We start from the raw sequence: 16,390 nt of genomic DNA, 5'->3' as shown, positions 1-16,390 counted from the left end.
GCCTCTCTCCGGCGGGAGAGGCCCCGCCGCCCCTTTTTCTTTCGCACACTTTGATTGGATGGAGAGGTAAAAAATGGCACCACTGTCACCGATGATGCAGCAGTACATGGACATCAAGGAGCAGCACAAGGACGAGATCCTCTTTTTTCGCCTGGGCGACTTCTACGAGATGTTCTTTGACGACGCCATCAAGGTCTCCAAAGAGCTGGAACTGACCCTCACCGGCCGCGACTGCGGCCAGGAGGAGCGCGCCCCCATGTGCGGCGTGCCCTACCACAGCTGCGAGGCCTACATTCAGCGGCTGCTGAAAAAGGGGTACAACGTGGCCGTCTGCGAGCAGATGAGCGAGCCCACCAAGGGCCCCAATCTGGTGGAGCGGGAGGTCATTCGCATCTACACCCCCGGCACCCTGCTGGAGGGCGGGATGCTGGAAGAGGGAAAGAACAACTACCTCTGCGCCGTGGCCACCGGGAAAAACCGCTGCGGGGTCTGCTTTGCCGACGTCTCCACCGGCGAGTGTCTGGTGACCGAACTGCGGGGGCGGGACGTTCGCCAGAAGCTGGTGGACCAGCTGGGGAAATTCTCCCCCAGCGAGATCCTCCTCTGCCAAAACTCCCTCCAGCTGAAATACCACCTGGAGGCCGTGAAGGAGGCCATCGGCTGCCGGGCGGTCAAGCTGGTGGGCGACCAGTTCGGCAGAGAGGAGAACGAGGCCCGCATCCTCGCCCAGTTTGATGCCATCGCCCTCTCCGACTTGCAGCTCGAGGGCAGGGAAGAGTGCGTCCTGGCCCTCTCCATCCTGCTGCACTACCTGGACCACACCCAGCAAAAAGGGGTCTCCCGCATCCGGGAGCTGGACTTTTACCGCTGTGAGCAGTACATGAACCTAGACATCAACACCCGCCGCAACCTGGAACTCACCGAGACCATGCGCCGGGGGGAGAAGAAGGGCAGCCTGCTCTGGGTGCTCGACCGCACCCATACCGCCATGGGCAAGCGCCTCATCCGCAGCTACCTGGAACAGCCGCTGCAAAACATCGTCCACATCGAGAAGCGGCTGGACGCGGTGGAGGAGCTGGTGGACCAGCCCTCGGCGCGCGCCGACATTGCCGAGCACCTCTCCCACATCGCCGATGTGGAGCGGCTGATGTCCCGCATCGTCTACGGCAGCGCCTCCCCCAAAGAGGTAAAGGCGCTCTCCTTTACAGCGCAGCAGCTCCCCCCTGTCCGGGACCTGCTGGCCGAACTGCGCAACAGCGCCCTGGTGGAGTGCCACCTGCAAATCAGCGAACTGCCCGAAATCAAGGAGCTGGTAGACCGGGCCATCGAGGACGACCCGCCGGTGACCCTCAAGGACGGCCGGGTCATCAAGCGGGGCTACAACGCCGAGGTGGACGAGCTGCGGGACTTAATTGAAAACAGCAAGGACATCCTCATGCAGATGGAGGCCCGCCTGAAAGAGGAGACCGGCATCCGCAACCTGAAAATCGGCTTCAACAAGGTGTTCGGCTACTTTATCGAGGTCAGCAAGTCCCAGACCGAACTGGTGCCGGACGGCTTTATCCGCAAGCAGACCCTGGTCAACTGCGAGCGCTATATCACCCAGGAGCTCAAGGAGCTGGAAAACCGCATCCTGGGCGCAAACGACAGCATCATCGCCCTGGAGCGCACCCTCTACGACGGCGTCTGCAAGGAGATCGCCGCCCGCATCGAGGAGGTGGAGACCACCGCCAAGGCCCTGGCCCGGCTGGACGTCTTCTGCTCCTTTGCCGAGGTGTCCGCCCGCAACGGCTACTGCCGGCCCCAGATGACCGGCGGCAGCCGCATCCAAATCAAGGACGGCCGCCACCCGGTGGTGGAGCAGCTGCAAAAGGACGTGCCCTTTGTCCCCAACGACACCCTGCTCGACGGGCGGGAAAACCTGGTGGCCATCATCACCGGCCCCAACATGGCCGGCAAGTCCACCTACATGCGGCAGGTGGCCCTCATCACCCTCATGGCCCAGGTGGGCTGCTTTGTCCCCGCCTCGGCGGCGGAGATCGGTGTCGTGGACGCGGTCTTCACCCGGGTGGGCGCCTCCGACGACCTGTCGGCGGGCAAGTCCACCTTCATGGTGGAGATGAGCGAGGTGGCCTACATACTGGACAACGCCACCAAGCAGAGCCTCTTGATTTTGGACGAAATCGGCCGCGGCACCTCCACCTTTGACGGGATGAGCATCGCCCGGGCGGTGATCGAGTACATCGCCGACCCCAAAAAGCTGGGGGCCAAGACCCTCTTTGCCACCCACTACCACGAACTCACCGAGGTGGAGAAGGCCCTGCCCAACGTGAAAAACTACAACATCGCCGTGAAGAAGCGGGGGGACGACATCACCTTCCTGCGGCGGATCATCCCCGGCGGGGCCGACGAGAGCTACGGCATCGAGGTGGCCAAGCTGGCGGGGGTGACCGGCGCAGTGGTGGAGCGGGCCAAGGAGATCTTGGCCTCGCTGGAGGCACAGGCCCCCCAGGCCGCTGCACCGGCCGCCCCGCGGGAGGAGGCGGTGCCCGACCTCTTCTCCTCGGCGGTGGAGAGCGCCCTGGTGCAGAAGGTCCGGGAAATCGACCCCAACGCCTACACTCCCATCGAGGCCCTCAACTTCCTGTACGAGCTGGTCAAGATCGCCAGGGAGTAGGGGCCGCTGGGAAGAGGATTTTAAAGAGAAGAGGAGGGAGGGCCTGTGGGCCAGAAGATCAACCTGTTGCAGGGCCACGTGGCAGAGCTCATCGCCGCCGGGGAGGTGGTGGAGCGCCCGTCGTCCATTGTCAAAGAGCTCATCGAAAACGCCATTGACGCCGGGGCAAACGCCATCACGGTGGAAATCGGGGAGGGGGGCATCCGCCTCATCCGCATCACCGACAACGGCGGCGGCATCGGCAGGGAGGACGTGCCCACTGCCTTCCTCCGCCACGCCACCAGCAAGATCGCCTGCGAGGAGGACCTGAGCCACATCGGCACCCTGGGCTTTCGGGGCGAGGCGATGGCCGCCATCGCCGCGGTCTGCCGGGTGGAACTCTTGACCCGCACCCCCGACAGCCAACTGGGCACCCGCTACTGCATCGAGGGCGGGGTGGGGGGCGAGTGTGAAGACGCCGGCTGCCCCCAGGGCACCACCATCATCGCCCGGGACATCTTCTACAACACCCCGGCGCGGATGAAGTTTTTAAAGAAGAACGTCACCGAGGGCAACGCGGTGGAGTCGGTGGTGCAGAAGACCGCCCTCTCCCACCCGCAGATCTCCTTCCGCTTTATCCGCGACGGGGTGGACAAGCTGCACACCCCCGGCACCGGCCGGCTGAAGGACGCCGTCCGCGAACTCTTCGGCAGGTCGGTGGCGGACAACCTCATCGAGGTGAGCCACGAGGCCCCACCCTACCGGGTGAGCGGCTACATCTCCAAGCCCCAGTACGCCAAGTCCAACCGCACCCTGCAGCACTTCTACGTCAACGGCCGCTTTGTCAAGACCAAGACCGGGATGGCCGCCCTGGAGCAGGGCTATAAAAACGTGCTGATGGCGGGCAAGTTCCCCGCCTGCTTCCTCTTTATCGAGATGCCGAACGAGCTGGTGGACGTCAACGTCCACCCGGCCAAGATCGAGGTGCGCTTCGCCGCTGAAAACGACGTCTTCCGCGCCGTCTATACCGCCGCCAAGAGCGCCATCCTCAACTTTTCCGACCAGACGGCGGCCCTTTCGCCGGCCCAGGCCAAGGCCGCGGCGGAACAGCCGCTGCCGCTGGAAAAGGGGGCCGGCGGCTGGCGCCCTGCGACCCCCTCCACCGGGGGGAGCGCCGTGCGGGGCACGGGGGAGCTGCACAGCCCCACCGCCGCCCCCCGCCCCCCGGACGGCCGCTACGGCATCGGGGTGAGCGGCGCTGCCGCCGACCTGCTGCGCCGCAGCACCGCCCTGCGCGCCGAAGCGCAGAGTGCGCGCCCCGCCCCGGCCGCGGAGAGGCCTGTGCCCAAAGCAGTCTCGCAGCAGCCTCCCCGCCCGAGCGGCGTTTTCTCTGCCGGTTCGGAGCGCCGCCCCGGACCCGCCCCCCATCGGACGGCCTCGCCCCGCCCCGCCGTCCCCGCCGAACCCGCGGCGGCGGAGGACGGGCAGCTGCAGTGGGCGGCCCCCTCGGCGGGCGGGGTCGAGGGGGAGGTGCCCACCGTGGTGGGGGAGCTCTTTCACACCTACATCCTCGCCTGCACCGAGGACCGCTTCTTCCTCGTGGACAAGCACGCCGCCCACGAGCGCATCCTCTTTGAGCGGCTCAAGCGGGAGTACCGGCAGATCGCCCGCCAGATCCTCTTGGAGCCGGTGGCCGTGACCCTGGCGCCGGAGGAGATCAGCGCCGTGCTCGAGCACCGGGAGCTGCTGCAAAACGCCGGCTTCATCGCCGAGGAGTTGGGGGTCAGCGCCATGGTGGTGCGGGAGATCCCCTCCTTCCTCCAAAACTGCGACATCGCCGGCATCTTTGAGGAGGTGGCCTCCAACCTGGCCAAAGGCGAGCAGGAGGTCAGCGCCTCCCACATCGACTGGCTCTTCAACTCCATCGCCTGCCGGGCTGCCATCAAGGGGGGCAACCGCTCCACCCAGTATGAGCTGCAGCAGCTGATGGAGGACATCTACCGCTACGACATCGTCAAGTACTGCCCCCACGGCAGGCCGATCGTCATCGAGCAGACCAAGAAGGACATCGAGAAATTATTTGGAAGGCTGTGATTTGAGTTGGAGAAGCCGCTGAAGATTTTGGCCGTGGTGGGGCCGACGGCGTCGGGCAAATCGGCGCTGGCGGTCAAACTGGCCAAAGCCCTCGACGGGGAGATCGTCTCTGCCGATTCCATGCAGATATACACCGGGATGGACATCGCCACCGCCAAGCCCACCCCGGAGGAGATGGAGGGGGTGCCCCACCACCTCATCGACTTTGTCCCCCCCACCCGCCGCTACAGCGTGGCCGACTACGTGGTGGACGCCAAGCGGATCATCGCCGGCATCGCCGAGCGGGGCCGCCTGCCCATCGTGGCCGGGGGGACCGGCCTCTACGTGGACGCCCTGGTGGGCAACCTCTGCTTTGACGACGCGAAGGTGGACGAGGAGGTGCGGGCCCGGCTGCAAAAAGAACTGGCCTGTCGGGGGCCGGAGGAGATGTACCGCAAGCTGGCCGCCCTGGACCCGGAGCTGGCCGAAAAGCTCCACCAGAACAACACCGGCCGGGTGCTGAGGGCCCTGGAGACCATGGAGGTCACCGGCCAGAAGATGAGCGAACTGCAAAAGCGGGCCGCCGCCGCGCCCAAGCTCTACGACGCCTGCTACCTGGGAATCGAGTACAGCGACCGGGAGCTGCTCTACAACCGCATCAACCGGCGGGTGGATCGGATGGTGGAACAGGGCCTCATCTCCGAGGCGCTGGCCTTTTACACCGAGCGGCGAGAGTACCAGACGGCCCAGCAGGCCATTGGCTACAAGGAGCTGGCCGACTATTTCGAGGGCAACTGCACCCTGGAAGAGGGGTTGGAGAACCTGAAAAAGCGCACCCGCAACTACGCCAAACGGCAGCTGACCTGGTTTCGGCGAAACCGGTCCATCCACTGGATCGACGCGGGGGAGCAGACCACCGACGAAGAGATATTTCAGCGGGCGCTGGAGATCGCCCGCCGCCACCTGGAGGACTGACCGGGGGAGAAAGGGAGGGGCAACGCATTGAAAAGGGTACTCAAATGGCTGGGGGTCGCCGGCCTCTGTCTGCTGCTCATCCTCTACGTGGGGGTGCAGGCCTTTCAGATCTACTTCAACCGCAACAAGACCGAGGTGGCCGTCAGCTATGTGATGAGTTCGTCCGCCACCACCAAGGGGCTGGCCATCCGGGATGCGCAGGTCCTCCGCGCCAGCCAGGAGGGCTACTTCAACTACTCCCTCACCGACGGCTCCAAGGTCTCGGGGGGGGAGCTGATCTCCGAGGTCTACGCCAGTGAGAGCGATTCGGCCCTGGTGAGCAAGGCGCGCGCCCTGCAAAGGGAGCTGGATATGCTCAAGGAGTCCAGCGCCCTCTCCACCTCGGTGACCGACCCTTCGGCCCTGGGCACCCAGATCGGCAAGACCATCGCCCAGATGGAGGGGGAGTTCCAGAGCGGCAGCTACGCCAAGAGCGCCGACTACAAAAACCAGCTGCTGGCCCAAATCAGCCGCCGGCAGGCGGCCACCGGCCAGGCGGTGGACTACACCGCCCAGATGAGCGCCCTGCAGGGCCAGATCGACAGCCTCAACAGCCAGTTGGGGGGCAAGGTCTCTTACGAGTACGCCCCCGCTTCCGGCTATTTTTCCAGCGCGGTGGACGGGTACGAAGAGGTGCTCACCCCCCAGGCCCTGGAGGGGATGACCGCCGCCCAGGTACAGGACATCCTCGACGGCAAGAGCCAGCCGGCCGCCGTGGAGGGCAACCCCCTGGGCAAGCTGGTCAAGGACTTTGACTGGTACGTGGCCTGCATCCTCCCCGACGAAAAGCTGCGCTGGGTCAAGGAGGGGGCCACCCTCTACGTGGAGTTTCTGGGCGCCTACAACGAGGAGGTGCCGGTGGTGGTGGAGCGCATCACCTCCGGCGAGGGGGGAAAGAGCCTGGTGGTGCTGCGCTGCGACTACATCACCAAGGACTTGGTCAACCTGCGCATCCAGAACATCCGCTTAAGCAACAAGCAGCTTGGCGGCCTGCGGGTGCCCGCCCGGGCCCTGCGGGTGGAAAACGGGGTCAAGGGCGTCTACGTGAAGGACGGAGGCACCGTTCGCTTCAAACAGGTCAACGTGTTGGTGGAAGAGGGGGACTACCTGCTGGTAGAGCAGGTCGCCACCCCCGAGGAGACGGTCAAAAACGAGGAGACAGGGGAGGAGACCACCGTCCGCTACCTGGAACTCTACGACGAAGTGTTTGTGGAAGGGAAGGACCTTTACGATGGAAAATATCTCTGATGCCGGGCGCATCCTGCGGGACATTCGCGGCCGCATCGACCGGGCGGCCCAGGCTGTCGGGCGCAGCGGCGGCGAGGTGGCGCTGATGGCCGTCACCAAGACGGTGCCGGCCGAGCGGGTCAACCAGTTCATCGACAGCGGCGTCTCCCTCATCGGCGAAAACCGGGTGCAGGAGTTTTTGGACAAGTACGACAGCTACCACAAAGAGGGGCTGAAGATCGCCTTCATCGGCCACCTGCAGCGCAACAAGGTCAAGTACATCGCCGACAAGGTGGACCGCATCGAGAGCGTGGACTCCCTGGCCCTGGCCGAGGAGATCAGCCGCCGCTGCGCCGCCATCGGCCGGCGGATGGACATCCTGCTGGAGGTCAACATCGGCGGCGAGGCCAGCAAGTCCGGCTTTGCCAAAGAGGAGCTGGAAGGGGCCCTGCCCCAAATCGCCGCCCTGCCGGGGGTGCGCATCGCCGGGCTGATGGCCATCCCCCCCGCCGCCGAGGGAGAGGGCGCCGCCCCCTATTTTCGGGAGATGGAGAAACTATTTATTGACATAAAGCACAAAAAATTAGATAATGTCTTTATGGAAACTCTTTCGCTGGGCATGTCTGGCGATTTTGAAACGGCCGTCTCCTGCGGGAGCACCCAGGTGCGCCTGGGCAGCATCCTCTTCGGAGAGCGGAAATCGCAAGTTTAGGAGGAAACAGGACAATGGGTTTGGTCGACAAGTTTAAAGACTTCATGGGGATGGACTCCGATGAAGAGGGATATGAGGACGATTTTGAGGGCACCGGCGAGGTGGATTTCCTGAGCGGTACCCCCTCTGCCAAGAAACAGGAGGAGACGACGGTCGTGGGATACGATGAAGTGGCGTCCAAGCGCAACAAGGTAGTAAACATCAACACCACCGCCCAGCTGCAGGTGGTTTTGGTCAAGCCCGAGAAGTTTGAAGACGCCTCCGCCGTGGCCGACCACCTCAACGCCAAGCGGACGGTGGTCCTCAACCTGGAGGGGACCAACAAGGACATCTCCCGCCGGCTGGTGGACTTTCTCAGCGGGGTGGCCTACGCCAACAACGGCCAGATCCAGCGGGTCGCCAACAGCACCTTCATCATCACCCCCTACAATGTGGATCTGGTGGGCGATTTGATGGACGAGCTGGAAAACAACGGCATCTTCTTCTAAAAAGGTGCGCGCTGTTTTGCCCGCGGACGAGGGCGAACGCCTCTTTCTGCGGGGCATTGAAGAGATGATGGAGAGCTGCTACAGCCGCAGCGCCTGCAAGAGCACCTACTTTCTCGACGAGCGGCAGCGGCTGCTCTGTTCCCCTATGCTCGCCGCCCACACCGAGGTGGAACACCGCTTTTTTGGCGGCCACCCGGAATGCCGCCGGGCGGTGCTGGCAATCAGCGGCGGCCCGCCCATCGGGGAGGGGTGCTTTCCCATCCGCCCCCTGCGCTTTCTCTACCGCAAACAGGATGTACTCACCCACCGGGACTTTTTGGGCGCCCTTCTCTCGCTGGAGATCGAGCGCCGGCTGGTGGGGGACATCTTTGTGGGCGAGGGCGAAGCGGTGGCTTTTTTGCACCAAAACGCCGCTCCCCTGGCCCTGGAAATCAAAAAGGTGGGGCGCGTCGGGGTGCGCGTGGAAGAGGGGGGCCTGGACCGGGTGCCCCCCCAGCGCTTTGAGGAGATCGGGGGGACGGTGGCCTCCCTGCGGCTGGACGGAGTGCTCGGCGTTCTGTTGCGCCAGAGCCGGGGCCGCTGCACCCAGCTGGTGCAGGCCGGCCAGGTGCAGCTCAACCACCGGGAGGTGCTCTCCCCCTCCGAACCGCTGGAAGAGGGGGATGTCCTCTCTGTCCGCGGGGCGGGGAGATTTGTATTGACCGCCGTGGGCGGGCTCACCAAAAAGGGCCGCCTCGGCATCACCGCACAGAAGTATTTGTAGGAGGATAGAGGATGCTGACACTGGAGCAAATCAAGAACGCGACCTTTGAGCGCTCGGGGATGAAGGGCTACAAGGCCGATTCGGTGGACGATTTCATCGACGAGGTCATTGCCACCGTCGAGAAGTTGGAGGCGGAAAAGGCGGATCTGGAGCAGAAGCTGGAACTGCTGGCCGACAAGTTGGAGGACTACCGCAAGGACGAGGACAGTCTGCGGGCGGCCCTGCTGGGCGCCCAGAAGCTGGGTGCCTCGGTGATTGCCGAGGCGCGCCAGAAGGCCGACATCATCATGCGCGACGCCACCATCAAGTCCGAGAGCATGCTCTCCAAGTCGGAAGACAAGATCCACTTCTACCAGGACGAGCTGGCGCGGATGAAGGCCGAGGTGTCCTCCTTCAAGGGGGCGCTGCTCTCCCTCTACCGCAACCACATCGAGGTCATCTCCCAGATCCCGGCGGAAGAGCCCGCCGAGGAAGAGCCGGCCCAGGAGGCCGAGCCCCAGGCGGAGACTGCCTCTGAGCAGCCCGTCGCCCCCGAGCCCACTGCCGCCCCGGCAGAGGAAGAGGGCTTTTCGGTCAAGGCGGGGGAAATCAACCCCGAACTCTTTGACACCGGTTTCGACCTGAATTTTGAGATGGGGGAGCGGGGCGTCTCTGAGAAGTAAGAGCGCCTGTCGCCCCCACTTGTAACGCGGACACTGTTTTTGGCAGAGGGGCAGCTGGGAGAGATCGCCTGCGGGCGCCCGTTCTTCCGGCGGCCCCTTTTGCCGGCCCAGACGATACACAGGAGGAGTAGACCCCATGGGAATGTTGACGATATTGGCCACCTGCCTGGCGCTGGTGGCGGCGGACCAACTGCTGAAGATGGCGGCGGTCATCTTTTTGCAGCAGTCTGGCCCGATCGAGGTGATCCCCAATGTGCTGGGGCTCACCTATGTGGAAAACCGGGGCGCTGCCTTCGGGATGATGGAGGGGAGCACCACCCTCCTCATCGCCGTCACCACGGTGATTTTGGTCTTTGGCTGCTTTGTGCTCACCAAGAACATCCTGCAAAACAGGGTGCTCAACGGCTGTGTGCTGGTGGTGATGGCGGGCGGCCTGGGAAATTTGATCGACCGCATCTTCCGGGGCTGCGTCATCGACTACCTGCAGTTTCAGTTCATCGACTTCCCGGTCTTCAACTTTGCCGACTGCCTGGTGGTCTGCGGCATTGTGGTGATGGTGGTGGACATCCTCTTCTTTGACAAGACCTTTTTCCCCCAGAAAAAGGAGAAAAAGGCCGCTGCGGTGACCGAAGTGCCGGCCCAAGAGGTAGCGACCGCCCCCGTTCGCCCGGCCGAACCCATTGACGCCGACGCCGAACTGGTGTTCCCCTTGGCTGTCGAGGCGCAAGGGGAAGGGGAGCCCACCGCCAGCGCCGAAGAAGCCGACTTGACGGCAGAGGAACCCACACCCGCGGCAGAAGAGGGGGACCTTTCTTCGGAGGAGTCTGCCGCCGGGGAGGGAATCGCCGACGCCGAAGTGGCGGAAGCGGCTGCCGAAGAAGGGGACGTTCGGACGGAAGAGACCGCTGTTGAGGAGGACATCCCCCAACCGGAGGGGGCTGTTTCCGAAGAGGGGGCGGCCGCCCCACAGGAAAAAGAGAGTGCCTCCGGGGCAGAAAAGCCCGCTGGAGCAGAAGGGGAGACCGCCGCGCCCACCGGGGCCGACCAAGGGCCCTCTGCCAGTCCGGCAGGGGCCCCGCAGGAAGAGGCTGCTCCGTCCGATAAAGGGGAGACGGGCGATGGCGAGACACCGCCCAAAGAGGAGCGCGTCTGAGGGAGAACGGCATGGAGTTTTTCTACACGGTACAGGCGGCGGATCTGGGGGAACGGGTGGACCTGCTCCTCAGCCGCCGGTCTGGGCTCTCCCGCTCCCAGGTGAAACGGGCCCTGGAAACGGGGCAGGTCGATTGCAACGGCAGGCCTCTCTCCAAAAAGCAGAAGCTGCAGGAGGGAGACCTGCTTGTTTTGCGCCGGCAGGAGGAAGCGCCCTTTACCCTTCGCCCCAACCCCATTCCGCTGGAAATCCTCTATGAGGACGACTGTCTGGCGGTGGTCAACAAACCCAAGGGGATGGTGGTCCACCCTGGGGCCGGGCGGGAGGAGGACAGTTTGGCGTCCGCCCTGCTGGCCCGCTATGGGTGGGAGGGGCTCTCCGACATGGGAGGCCCCCTTCGCCCCGGCATCCTCCACCGGCTGGACCGAGACACCAGCGGTCTGCTGCTGGTGGCAAAGACCAACAGGGCCCACCAAATACTGGCCGAGCAGATTCGGGCGCACAGTTTTCTGCGCCGCTATGAGGCGGTGCTGCACGGGGGGATCAAAGGGCCCCATCTGGTGCTGGAAAACCAGCTGGGCCGCCACCCCGTCGAGCGCAAGAAGATGGCAGTGGTGGCCCAGGGCGGGCGGACGGCCCGAACCGAGCTCTGGGTGCTGGGGCGATATGGGCCCTACACACATGTAAAGCTAGAACTCTTTACAGGGAGGACCCACCAGATCCGGGTGCAGACAGCCCAGATCGGCCACCCGGTCTGCGGCGACCCCCTCTACGGTCCCAAGCACCCGGAAAAGGGGCTGCAGGGCCAGTGTCTGCACGCCCGCACCATCGGCTTTCTCCACCCGGAGAGCGGCCGCTACCTGGAATTTACCAGCGACCTGCCCCCCTATTTCACCGCCTTTTTGCAGGCCCTGACAACCCGCTACGGAGGTATTTATGAGTAAGCAGATCAGCGATTTTTTGGTGGTTTCCGACATGGATGGGACCCTGCTGCGGGCGGGCATCGGCCTACCCCAGCAAAATGTCGATGCAGTCCGCGCCTTTTCCGAGGCGGGGGGCCACTTTACCGTCGCCACCGGCCGGCACAAGGACTCGGCCCGGCGCTACCTCGACCGCATCCAGCTCTCGGCCCCGGCCATCCTCTGCAACGGGGCCCTCATCTACGACTACCAGAGCGGCCGCGCCATCCGCGAGCGCTGTCTGCCCCACGCCCTGGGGGTGGAGCTGGTGCGGGCCGCCTGCGCCGCCTTCCCCGATTTAGGAGCGGAGATCATGTGCCCGGATACAATTTATGTCGCGAAAAATAACCACTTTGCCCATAGACATACCAGCACAGATAGATTAGAATATATAGTAACGGATGTGGACAGCGTCCCCCAAGCGTGGTATAAAGTCCTCTTTTGTATCGACCCGGCTGAGATGGCGCGGTTGGAGGCCTTTCTCCGATCCCAGCATCACCCGGGCGTCTACTTTGTCAAGACGGCCCCCCAGTTTTTAGAGGTGATGGCCGACGGGGTCAACAAGGGGGAGGCACTCCACTTTCTGGCCGACTACCTGGGTTTGCCCCAGGACGCAACCGCCGCCATCGGCGACTACTACAACGATCTCGAGCTGCTGCGGGCCGCGCACTTCTCCGCCACCCTGGCAGACGCGCCGCAGGACATCAAGGTGCACGCCGACATGGTCTGCGCCAGCTGCCTAGAGGGGGGCGTCGCCGAGTTTTTGGGCTACCTGCGGCAAAATTGTGGCCGCCTGTAGACCCGCTTTCTCTCAAATGCCATCGCCGCGTCAAACCGGCGTTTGCAGCTGGGCCCGGCTGGGCCCAGAATACGGGGAGAACTCTCCCCAGTGATAAAATACTTAGGAGGTACCGTTATGGACCAGGCAACAAAAAAGCAACTTGCCGCGCAGGCTTGCAAAGTCCGCATGGGCGCTGTTGAGGCCGTTTACAACGCAAAATCGGGTCATCCGGGTGGCTCTCTCTCCATCGCCGACACGATGACTTATCTGTATTTCAAGGAGATGAACATCGACCCGAAAGACCCGAAGAAGGCCGATCGGGACCGCCTGGTGCTGTCCAAGGGCCACACCGCCCCGGCGCTGTACGCCACGTTGTCTGAGCGCGGGTACTTCCCCCACGAAGAGCTGCTGAAGCTGCGCAAGCCCCACGCCATGCTGCAGGGCCACCCCGACATGAAGGGGACCCCCGGCGTGGACATGTCCTCCGGCTCCCTGGGCCAGGGGCTCTCGGTCGCCTGCGGCATGGCCCTGTCGGCCAAGCTCTCCGGCGAGAGCTACCGGGTGTACGCCATCTGCGGCGACGGCGAGATTCAGGAGGGCCAGATCTGGGAGGCCGCCATGTTTGCCGGCGCCAAAGGGCTGACCAACCTCACCGTGGTGGTGGACAACAACAACCTGCAGATCGACGGCACCGTGGAAGAGGTCTGCTCCCCCTATCCCATCGGCGCGAAGTTCGCCGCCTTCAACTGGCATGTCATCGAGATCGACGGCCACGACTTTGACCAGATCGAGGCGGCCTTCAAAGAGGCCAGAGAGGTGACCGACAAACCGGTCGCCATCATCCAGAAGAGCGTAAAGGGCAAAGGCGTCTCCTTCATGGAGAACAACGTGTCTTGGCACGGCGCCGCCCCCAACGCAGAGCAGTTTGAGATTGCAATGAACGAGCTGAAGGCGACTTTGGCGGAAGTGGAGGCGTAGGAAGATGGCAGATGTAGTGAAAAAGGCAACTCGTGAGAGCTACGGCGAGGCGCTGCGCGACCTGGCCGAGAAATACCCCGAGGTAGTGGTCCTGGACGCCGACCTGGCGGCCGCGACCAAGACCGGCACCTTTAAAAAGGCCTACCCCGAGCGCTTTATCGACTGCGGCATCGCCGAGGCCAACATGGTGGGCATCGCCGCCGGCCTGGCCACCACCGGCAAGATCCCCTTTGCCAGCACCTTTGCCATGTTCGCCGCCGGCCGGGCTTACGAGCAGGTCCGCAACGCCGTTGGCTACCCCCACCTGAACGTGAAGATTGGCGCCACCCACGCCGGCATCACCGTGGGCGAAGACGGCGCCACCCACCAGTGCAACGAGGACATCGCCCTGATGCGCACCATCCCCGGCATGGTGGTCATCAACCCCGCCGACGACGTGGAGGCCAAGGCCGCTGTGGAGGCCGCCATCAACTACTATGGCCCGGTCTACCTGCGCTTTGGGCGCCTGGCCGTGCCGGTGGTCAACACCGACCCCAACTACAAGTTTGAGCTGGGCAAGGGCGTGCAGTTGAGAGACGGCAGCGACCTGACCATCGTCGCCACCGGCCTGGAAGTGTCCGAGGCCCTGCAGGCTGCCGAGATGCTGGCCGCCGAGGGGATCAGCGCCCGGGTCATCAACATCCACACCATCAAGCCCATCGACCGCGACATCATCGTCAAGGCCGCCTGCGAGACCGGCTGCATCGTCACCGCCGAGGAGCACAGCGTCATCGGCGGCCTGGGCTCCGCCGTGGCCGAAGTGGTCACCGAGGAGTGCCCGGTGCCGGTGGTGAAACTGGGCATCTACGACCGCTTTGGCATGTCCGGCCCCGCCGCCGAGCTGCTCGACATCTTCGAGCTGCGCGCCAAAGACATCGTCGTCAAGGCCAAAGAGGCCCTTGCCAAAAAGAAATAGGGACATCCCCATTCGGCCGAGAGGGCTGGGCGCACTGCGCGCCCAGCCCTCTTTTTTGCGTAGAGAACACCCCCGGCAGGGGGGCAGGTACACCGGCAGGAAGAGGAGGGGTGTCTTTTCCCAGAGTCCGCCAGCGCGGAGGAGGGAGAGCAGGGGGGCGCCGCAGGCGCCGCGCCATCGGCGACAGTCGACTGTACAAGCGGCAGCGCCGGGTAAACCTCTCCCGACGTGTGGGGAAGGGTAATCGGTGAAACGGTCCCGGTTGCCGGGCGCGATGCCCCTGTACAAGGCCTGTAAAAACGGCTGTACAAGATTCTTGTGCGGGACTTTGGCCGCTGGAAATCTGGCCGCCGGTGGCGAAGTGTGCTATAATGGCCCCAGAAGAACAGGGCGGGAGTGCGCCCAAAGGGAGAGAGCCGATGGAAGACAGCAAATTCATCCCCTCCGGCGGGTTTGTGCCGGGAAAGAAGCCCCGCAGAGGGGCCCAGGACGAGCTGGACATGCTCTCCTATTACAGCCAGGAGGGCTGGATCCTGGAGCAGTTCACCAGCATGGGCTTCCTCCTCAAGAAAAAGGAGCCACAGACCACCGCCTACCTCTACGACTGCGCCGAACACACCCGGGCGGAGATGCCCGCCTATATCGCGCGCTTTGCCGGCCAGGGGTGGGAGTACGTCACCTCCTGCGGAGAGGGCTGCCACTTTTTTAAGGCCCCCGCAGGCACCCCTCGGCCGGAGACGGCCGGGGAGGAGGGGGAGCCGCCCTTCACCCCGCTGCCGGGCCAACCCGCCCCGCCGCCGCCCGCCCCGGTGACCCGGCAAAGCGTGCAGAGCTGCCTGCGGATGAGCGTCCTCTTCTGGCTGCTGGGGGTGGCGGCGCTCGTCCTCTCCGCGGTGGGCAGGGTCGGCGGCATCGCGGTGTTGCAGATGGCGGCCTTGGCCCTGGCGGTACTCTTTCTATTTGTGGGGAGCACCTACTTCCTCAACTTCCTCTTCACCCGCAGCCAGTTGAAGTCGGCGGGCGGGGGAGAGGACGACCCAAAATGACCATTGTGTAGAGTTGACCGAGCGGATAATTGGCTGTTCTGGCGGCAATCTTCACGATATCGACCACTTTTTAAAGGTCTATGCCCTCGCCGAGACCATTGGCGAGCGGGAGGGGCTGGACGGGGAGGCGCAGACGGCGTTGGAGGTGGCCGCCGTCCTTCACGACATCGCCTGCCCCCTCTGACGGGAGCGATACGGAAACGCCGACGGCAAGCGCCGGGAAGCGGGAGAGCGCCCCGCGGCGGCTGCTTTTTTAGAGGACAGCGGCTGGCCCTTAGGGCCGCATCGACCGGGTGGTCTACCTGGTCGGGCACCATCACGCCCTCAAAGGGGTGGTGGGACTTGACCACCAGATTTTGCTGGAGGCAGACTACCTGGTCAACACCGGGGAGAGCGGCGATTCGGAAGAGGCGATTTACAGGATGCGGGAGGTCCTCTTTCGCCCCCCCACCGGCACCGCCCTGCTCGACCAAATCGATCTGGCGCGCTGATTGCGGCCCCTGTATGGCGAGGGCGGAAGGAGCGCATCCTTTTTATCCGAAAAGATTTTTCCCCGGGAGGGGGAGGTGAGCCGCCTCAAATAGGCAGCCTGTGTCAAAAAAGAAGGAGGGGTTTCTCATGCCGAAACCGGTCAAGATGATGATTTTAGAGGACTGCCCGTACTGCCGTCAGGCCTTTGCCATGGAAAAGGAGCTGATCGCCGCCCACCCCGAGTACGGCCAGGTGAACATCGAGGTGATCGAGGAAAACCGCGAGCCGGAAAAGACCGAGGGCTATGACTACTGGTATGTGCCCACCTATTTTGTCGGCGACAAAAAGGTCCACGAAGGGGTCCCCACCCTGGAAAAGGTGGAACAGGTGTTCAGGGAAGCCCTGCAGGGCGAGTGAGAGCAGAGAAAAGAGGGCGGGCCAAAAGGCCCACC

Annotated in this window: 17 protein-coding genes; all 17 read left to right on the top strand. The window is 64.0% G+C overall.

Going from position 1 to position 16,390, the window contains the following annotated elements; all coding sequences use genetic code 11:
* Window positions 1-73: 73 nt before the first annotated feature.
* The 17 genes from mutS (at window position 74) to ACTNAU_RS06250 (ending at window position 16,355) form a co-directional block, all read left to right on the top strand.
* Entirely contained in the window at window positions 74-2,677 is a 2,604-nt protein-coding gene (gene mutS / locus ACTNAU_RS06330; protein ID WP_441097896.1) for a DNA mismatch repair protein MutS, read from the top strand.
* Between the two features lie 45 nt (window positions 2,678-2,722).
* Entirely contained in the window at window positions 2,723-4,750 is a 2,028-nt protein-coding gene (gene mutL, locus ACTNAU_RS06325; RefSeq protein ID WP_441097895.1) for a DNA mismatch repair endonuclease MutL, read from the top strand.
* Between the two features lie 6 nt (window positions 4,751-4,756).
* Window positions 4,757-5,704: a tRNA (adenosine(37)-N6)-dimethylallyltransferase MiaA gene (gene miaA / locus ACTNAU_RS06320; protein ID WP_441097894.1), complete on the top strand. Its 948-nt coding sequence runs from the start codon at window positions 4,757-4,759 to the stop codon at window positions 5,702-5,704.
* A gap of 27 nt (window positions 5,705-5,731) precedes the next feature.
* Window positions 5,732-6,991 (top strand): HlyD family efflux transporter periplasmic adaptor subunit, encoded by a 1,260-nt coding sequence (locus tag ACTNAU_RS06315; protein ID WP_185915102.1) that lies wholly within the window; start codon window positions 5,732-5,734, stop codon window positions 6,989-6,991.
* Complete coding sequence (locus ACTNAU_RS06310; RefSeq protein WP_441097893.1) at window positions 6,975-7,682, top strand: YggS family pyridoxal phosphate-dependent enzyme; 708 nt, start codon at window positions 6,975-6,977, stop codon at window positions 7,680-7,682. Before ACTNAU_RS06315 ends, ACTNAU_RS06310 begins: the two co-directional genes overlap by 17 nt.
* Before the next feature lie 14 nt (window positions 7,683-7,696).
* Window positions 7,697-8,170, top strand: a complete 474-nt coding sequence (locus ACTNAU_RS06305) for a cell division protein SepF (RefSeq protein WP_185915104.1) — start codon at window positions 7,697-7,699, stop codon at window positions 8,168-8,170.
* Window positions 8,171-8,174: 4 nt separating this feature from the next.
* Entirely contained in the window at window positions 8,175-8,933 is a 759-nt protein-coding gene (locus tag ACTNAU_RS06300; RefSeq protein ID WP_441097892.1) for an RNA-binding protein, read from the top strand.
* 11 nt (window positions 8,934-8,944) lie between these two features.
* Window positions 8,945-9,595, top strand: a complete 651-nt coding sequence (locus ACTNAU_RS06295; protein ID WP_185915106.1) for a DivIVA domain-containing protein — start codon at window positions 8,945-8,947, stop codon at window positions 9,593-9,595.
* Window positions 9,596-9,731: 136 nt separating this feature from the next.
* The gene (lspA, locus tag ACTNAU_RS06290; protein ID WP_441097891.1) at window positions 9,732-10,748 is read left to right on the top strand and encodes a signal peptidase II; all 1,017 of its coding nucleotides are present in this window, start codon (window positions 9,732-9,734) and stop codon (window positions 10,746-10,748) included.
* An 11-nt stretch (window positions 10,749-10,759) separates the two neighbouring features.
* Window positions 10,760-11,692 carry an RluA family pseudouridine synthase gene (locus ACTNAU_RS06285; RefSeq protein WP_441097890.1) on the top strand — a complete coding sequence of 311 codons (933 nt, stop codon included), beginning with the start codon at window positions 10,760-10,762 and terminating at the stop codon, window positions 11,690-11,692.
* A complete protein-coding gene (locus tag ACTNAU_RS06280) occupies window positions 11,685-12,506 on the top strand; it encodes a Cof-type HAD-IIB family hydrolase (protein WP_185915109.1) in 822 nt (273 codons plus the stop codon). Before ACTNAU_RS06285 ends, ACTNAU_RS06280 begins: the two co-directional genes overlap by 8 nt.
* A 117-nt stretch (window positions 12,507-12,623) precedes the next feature.
* Window positions 12,624-13,466, top strand: coding sequence for a transketolase (locus tag ACTNAU_RS06275; RefSeq protein WP_021659268.1), 843 nt, complete (start codon window positions 12,624-12,626; stop codon window positions 13,464-13,466).
* A gap of 4 nt (window positions 13,467-13,470) precedes the next feature.
* A complete protein-coding gene (locus ACTNAU_RS06270) occupies window positions 13,471-14,421 on the top strand; it encodes a transketolase family protein (RefSeq protein WP_216401278.1) in 951 nt (316 codons plus the stop codon).
* Window positions 14,422-14,840: 419 nt separating this feature from the next.
* Window positions 14,841-15,467, top strand: a complete 627-nt coding sequence (locus tag ACTNAU_RS06265) for a DUF2812 domain-containing protein (protein WP_441097889.1) — start codon at window positions 14,841-14,843, stop codon at window positions 15,465-15,467.
* Window positions 15,468-15,480: 13 nt separating this feature from the next.
* Window positions 15,481-15,651, top strand: a complete 171-nt coding sequence (locus ACTNAU_RS06260) for an HD domain-containing protein (RefSeq protein ID WP_441097888.1) — start codon at window positions 15,481-15,483, stop codon at window positions 15,649-15,651.
* Between the two features lie 109 nt (window positions 15,652-15,760).
* The gene (locus tag ACTNAU_RS06255; RefSeq protein ID WP_441097887.1) at window positions 15,761-15,958 is read left to right on the top strand and encodes a hypothetical protein; all 198 of its coding nucleotides are present in this window, start codon (window positions 15,761-15,763) and stop codon (window positions 15,956-15,958) included.
* Window positions 15,959-16,085: 127 nt separating this feature from the next.
* Window positions 16,086-16,355 (top strand): thioredoxin family protein, encoded by a 270-nt coding sequence (locus ACTNAU_RS06250; RefSeq protein WP_208074190.1) that lies wholly within the window; start codon window positions 16,086-16,088, stop codon window positions 16,353-16,355.
* Window positions 16,356-16,390: the final 35 nt, after the last annotated feature.

This window comes from Bittarella sp. HCP28S3_D9 (genome assembly GCF_052065655.1).
Classification (GTDB): Bacteria; Bacillota; Clostridia; order Oscillospirales; family Ruminococcaceae; genus Bittarella; species Bittarella massiliensis.
The sequence above is the reverse complement of the archived record's forward strand: the minus strand, read 5'-3'. Positions and strand labels throughout refer to the sequence as shown.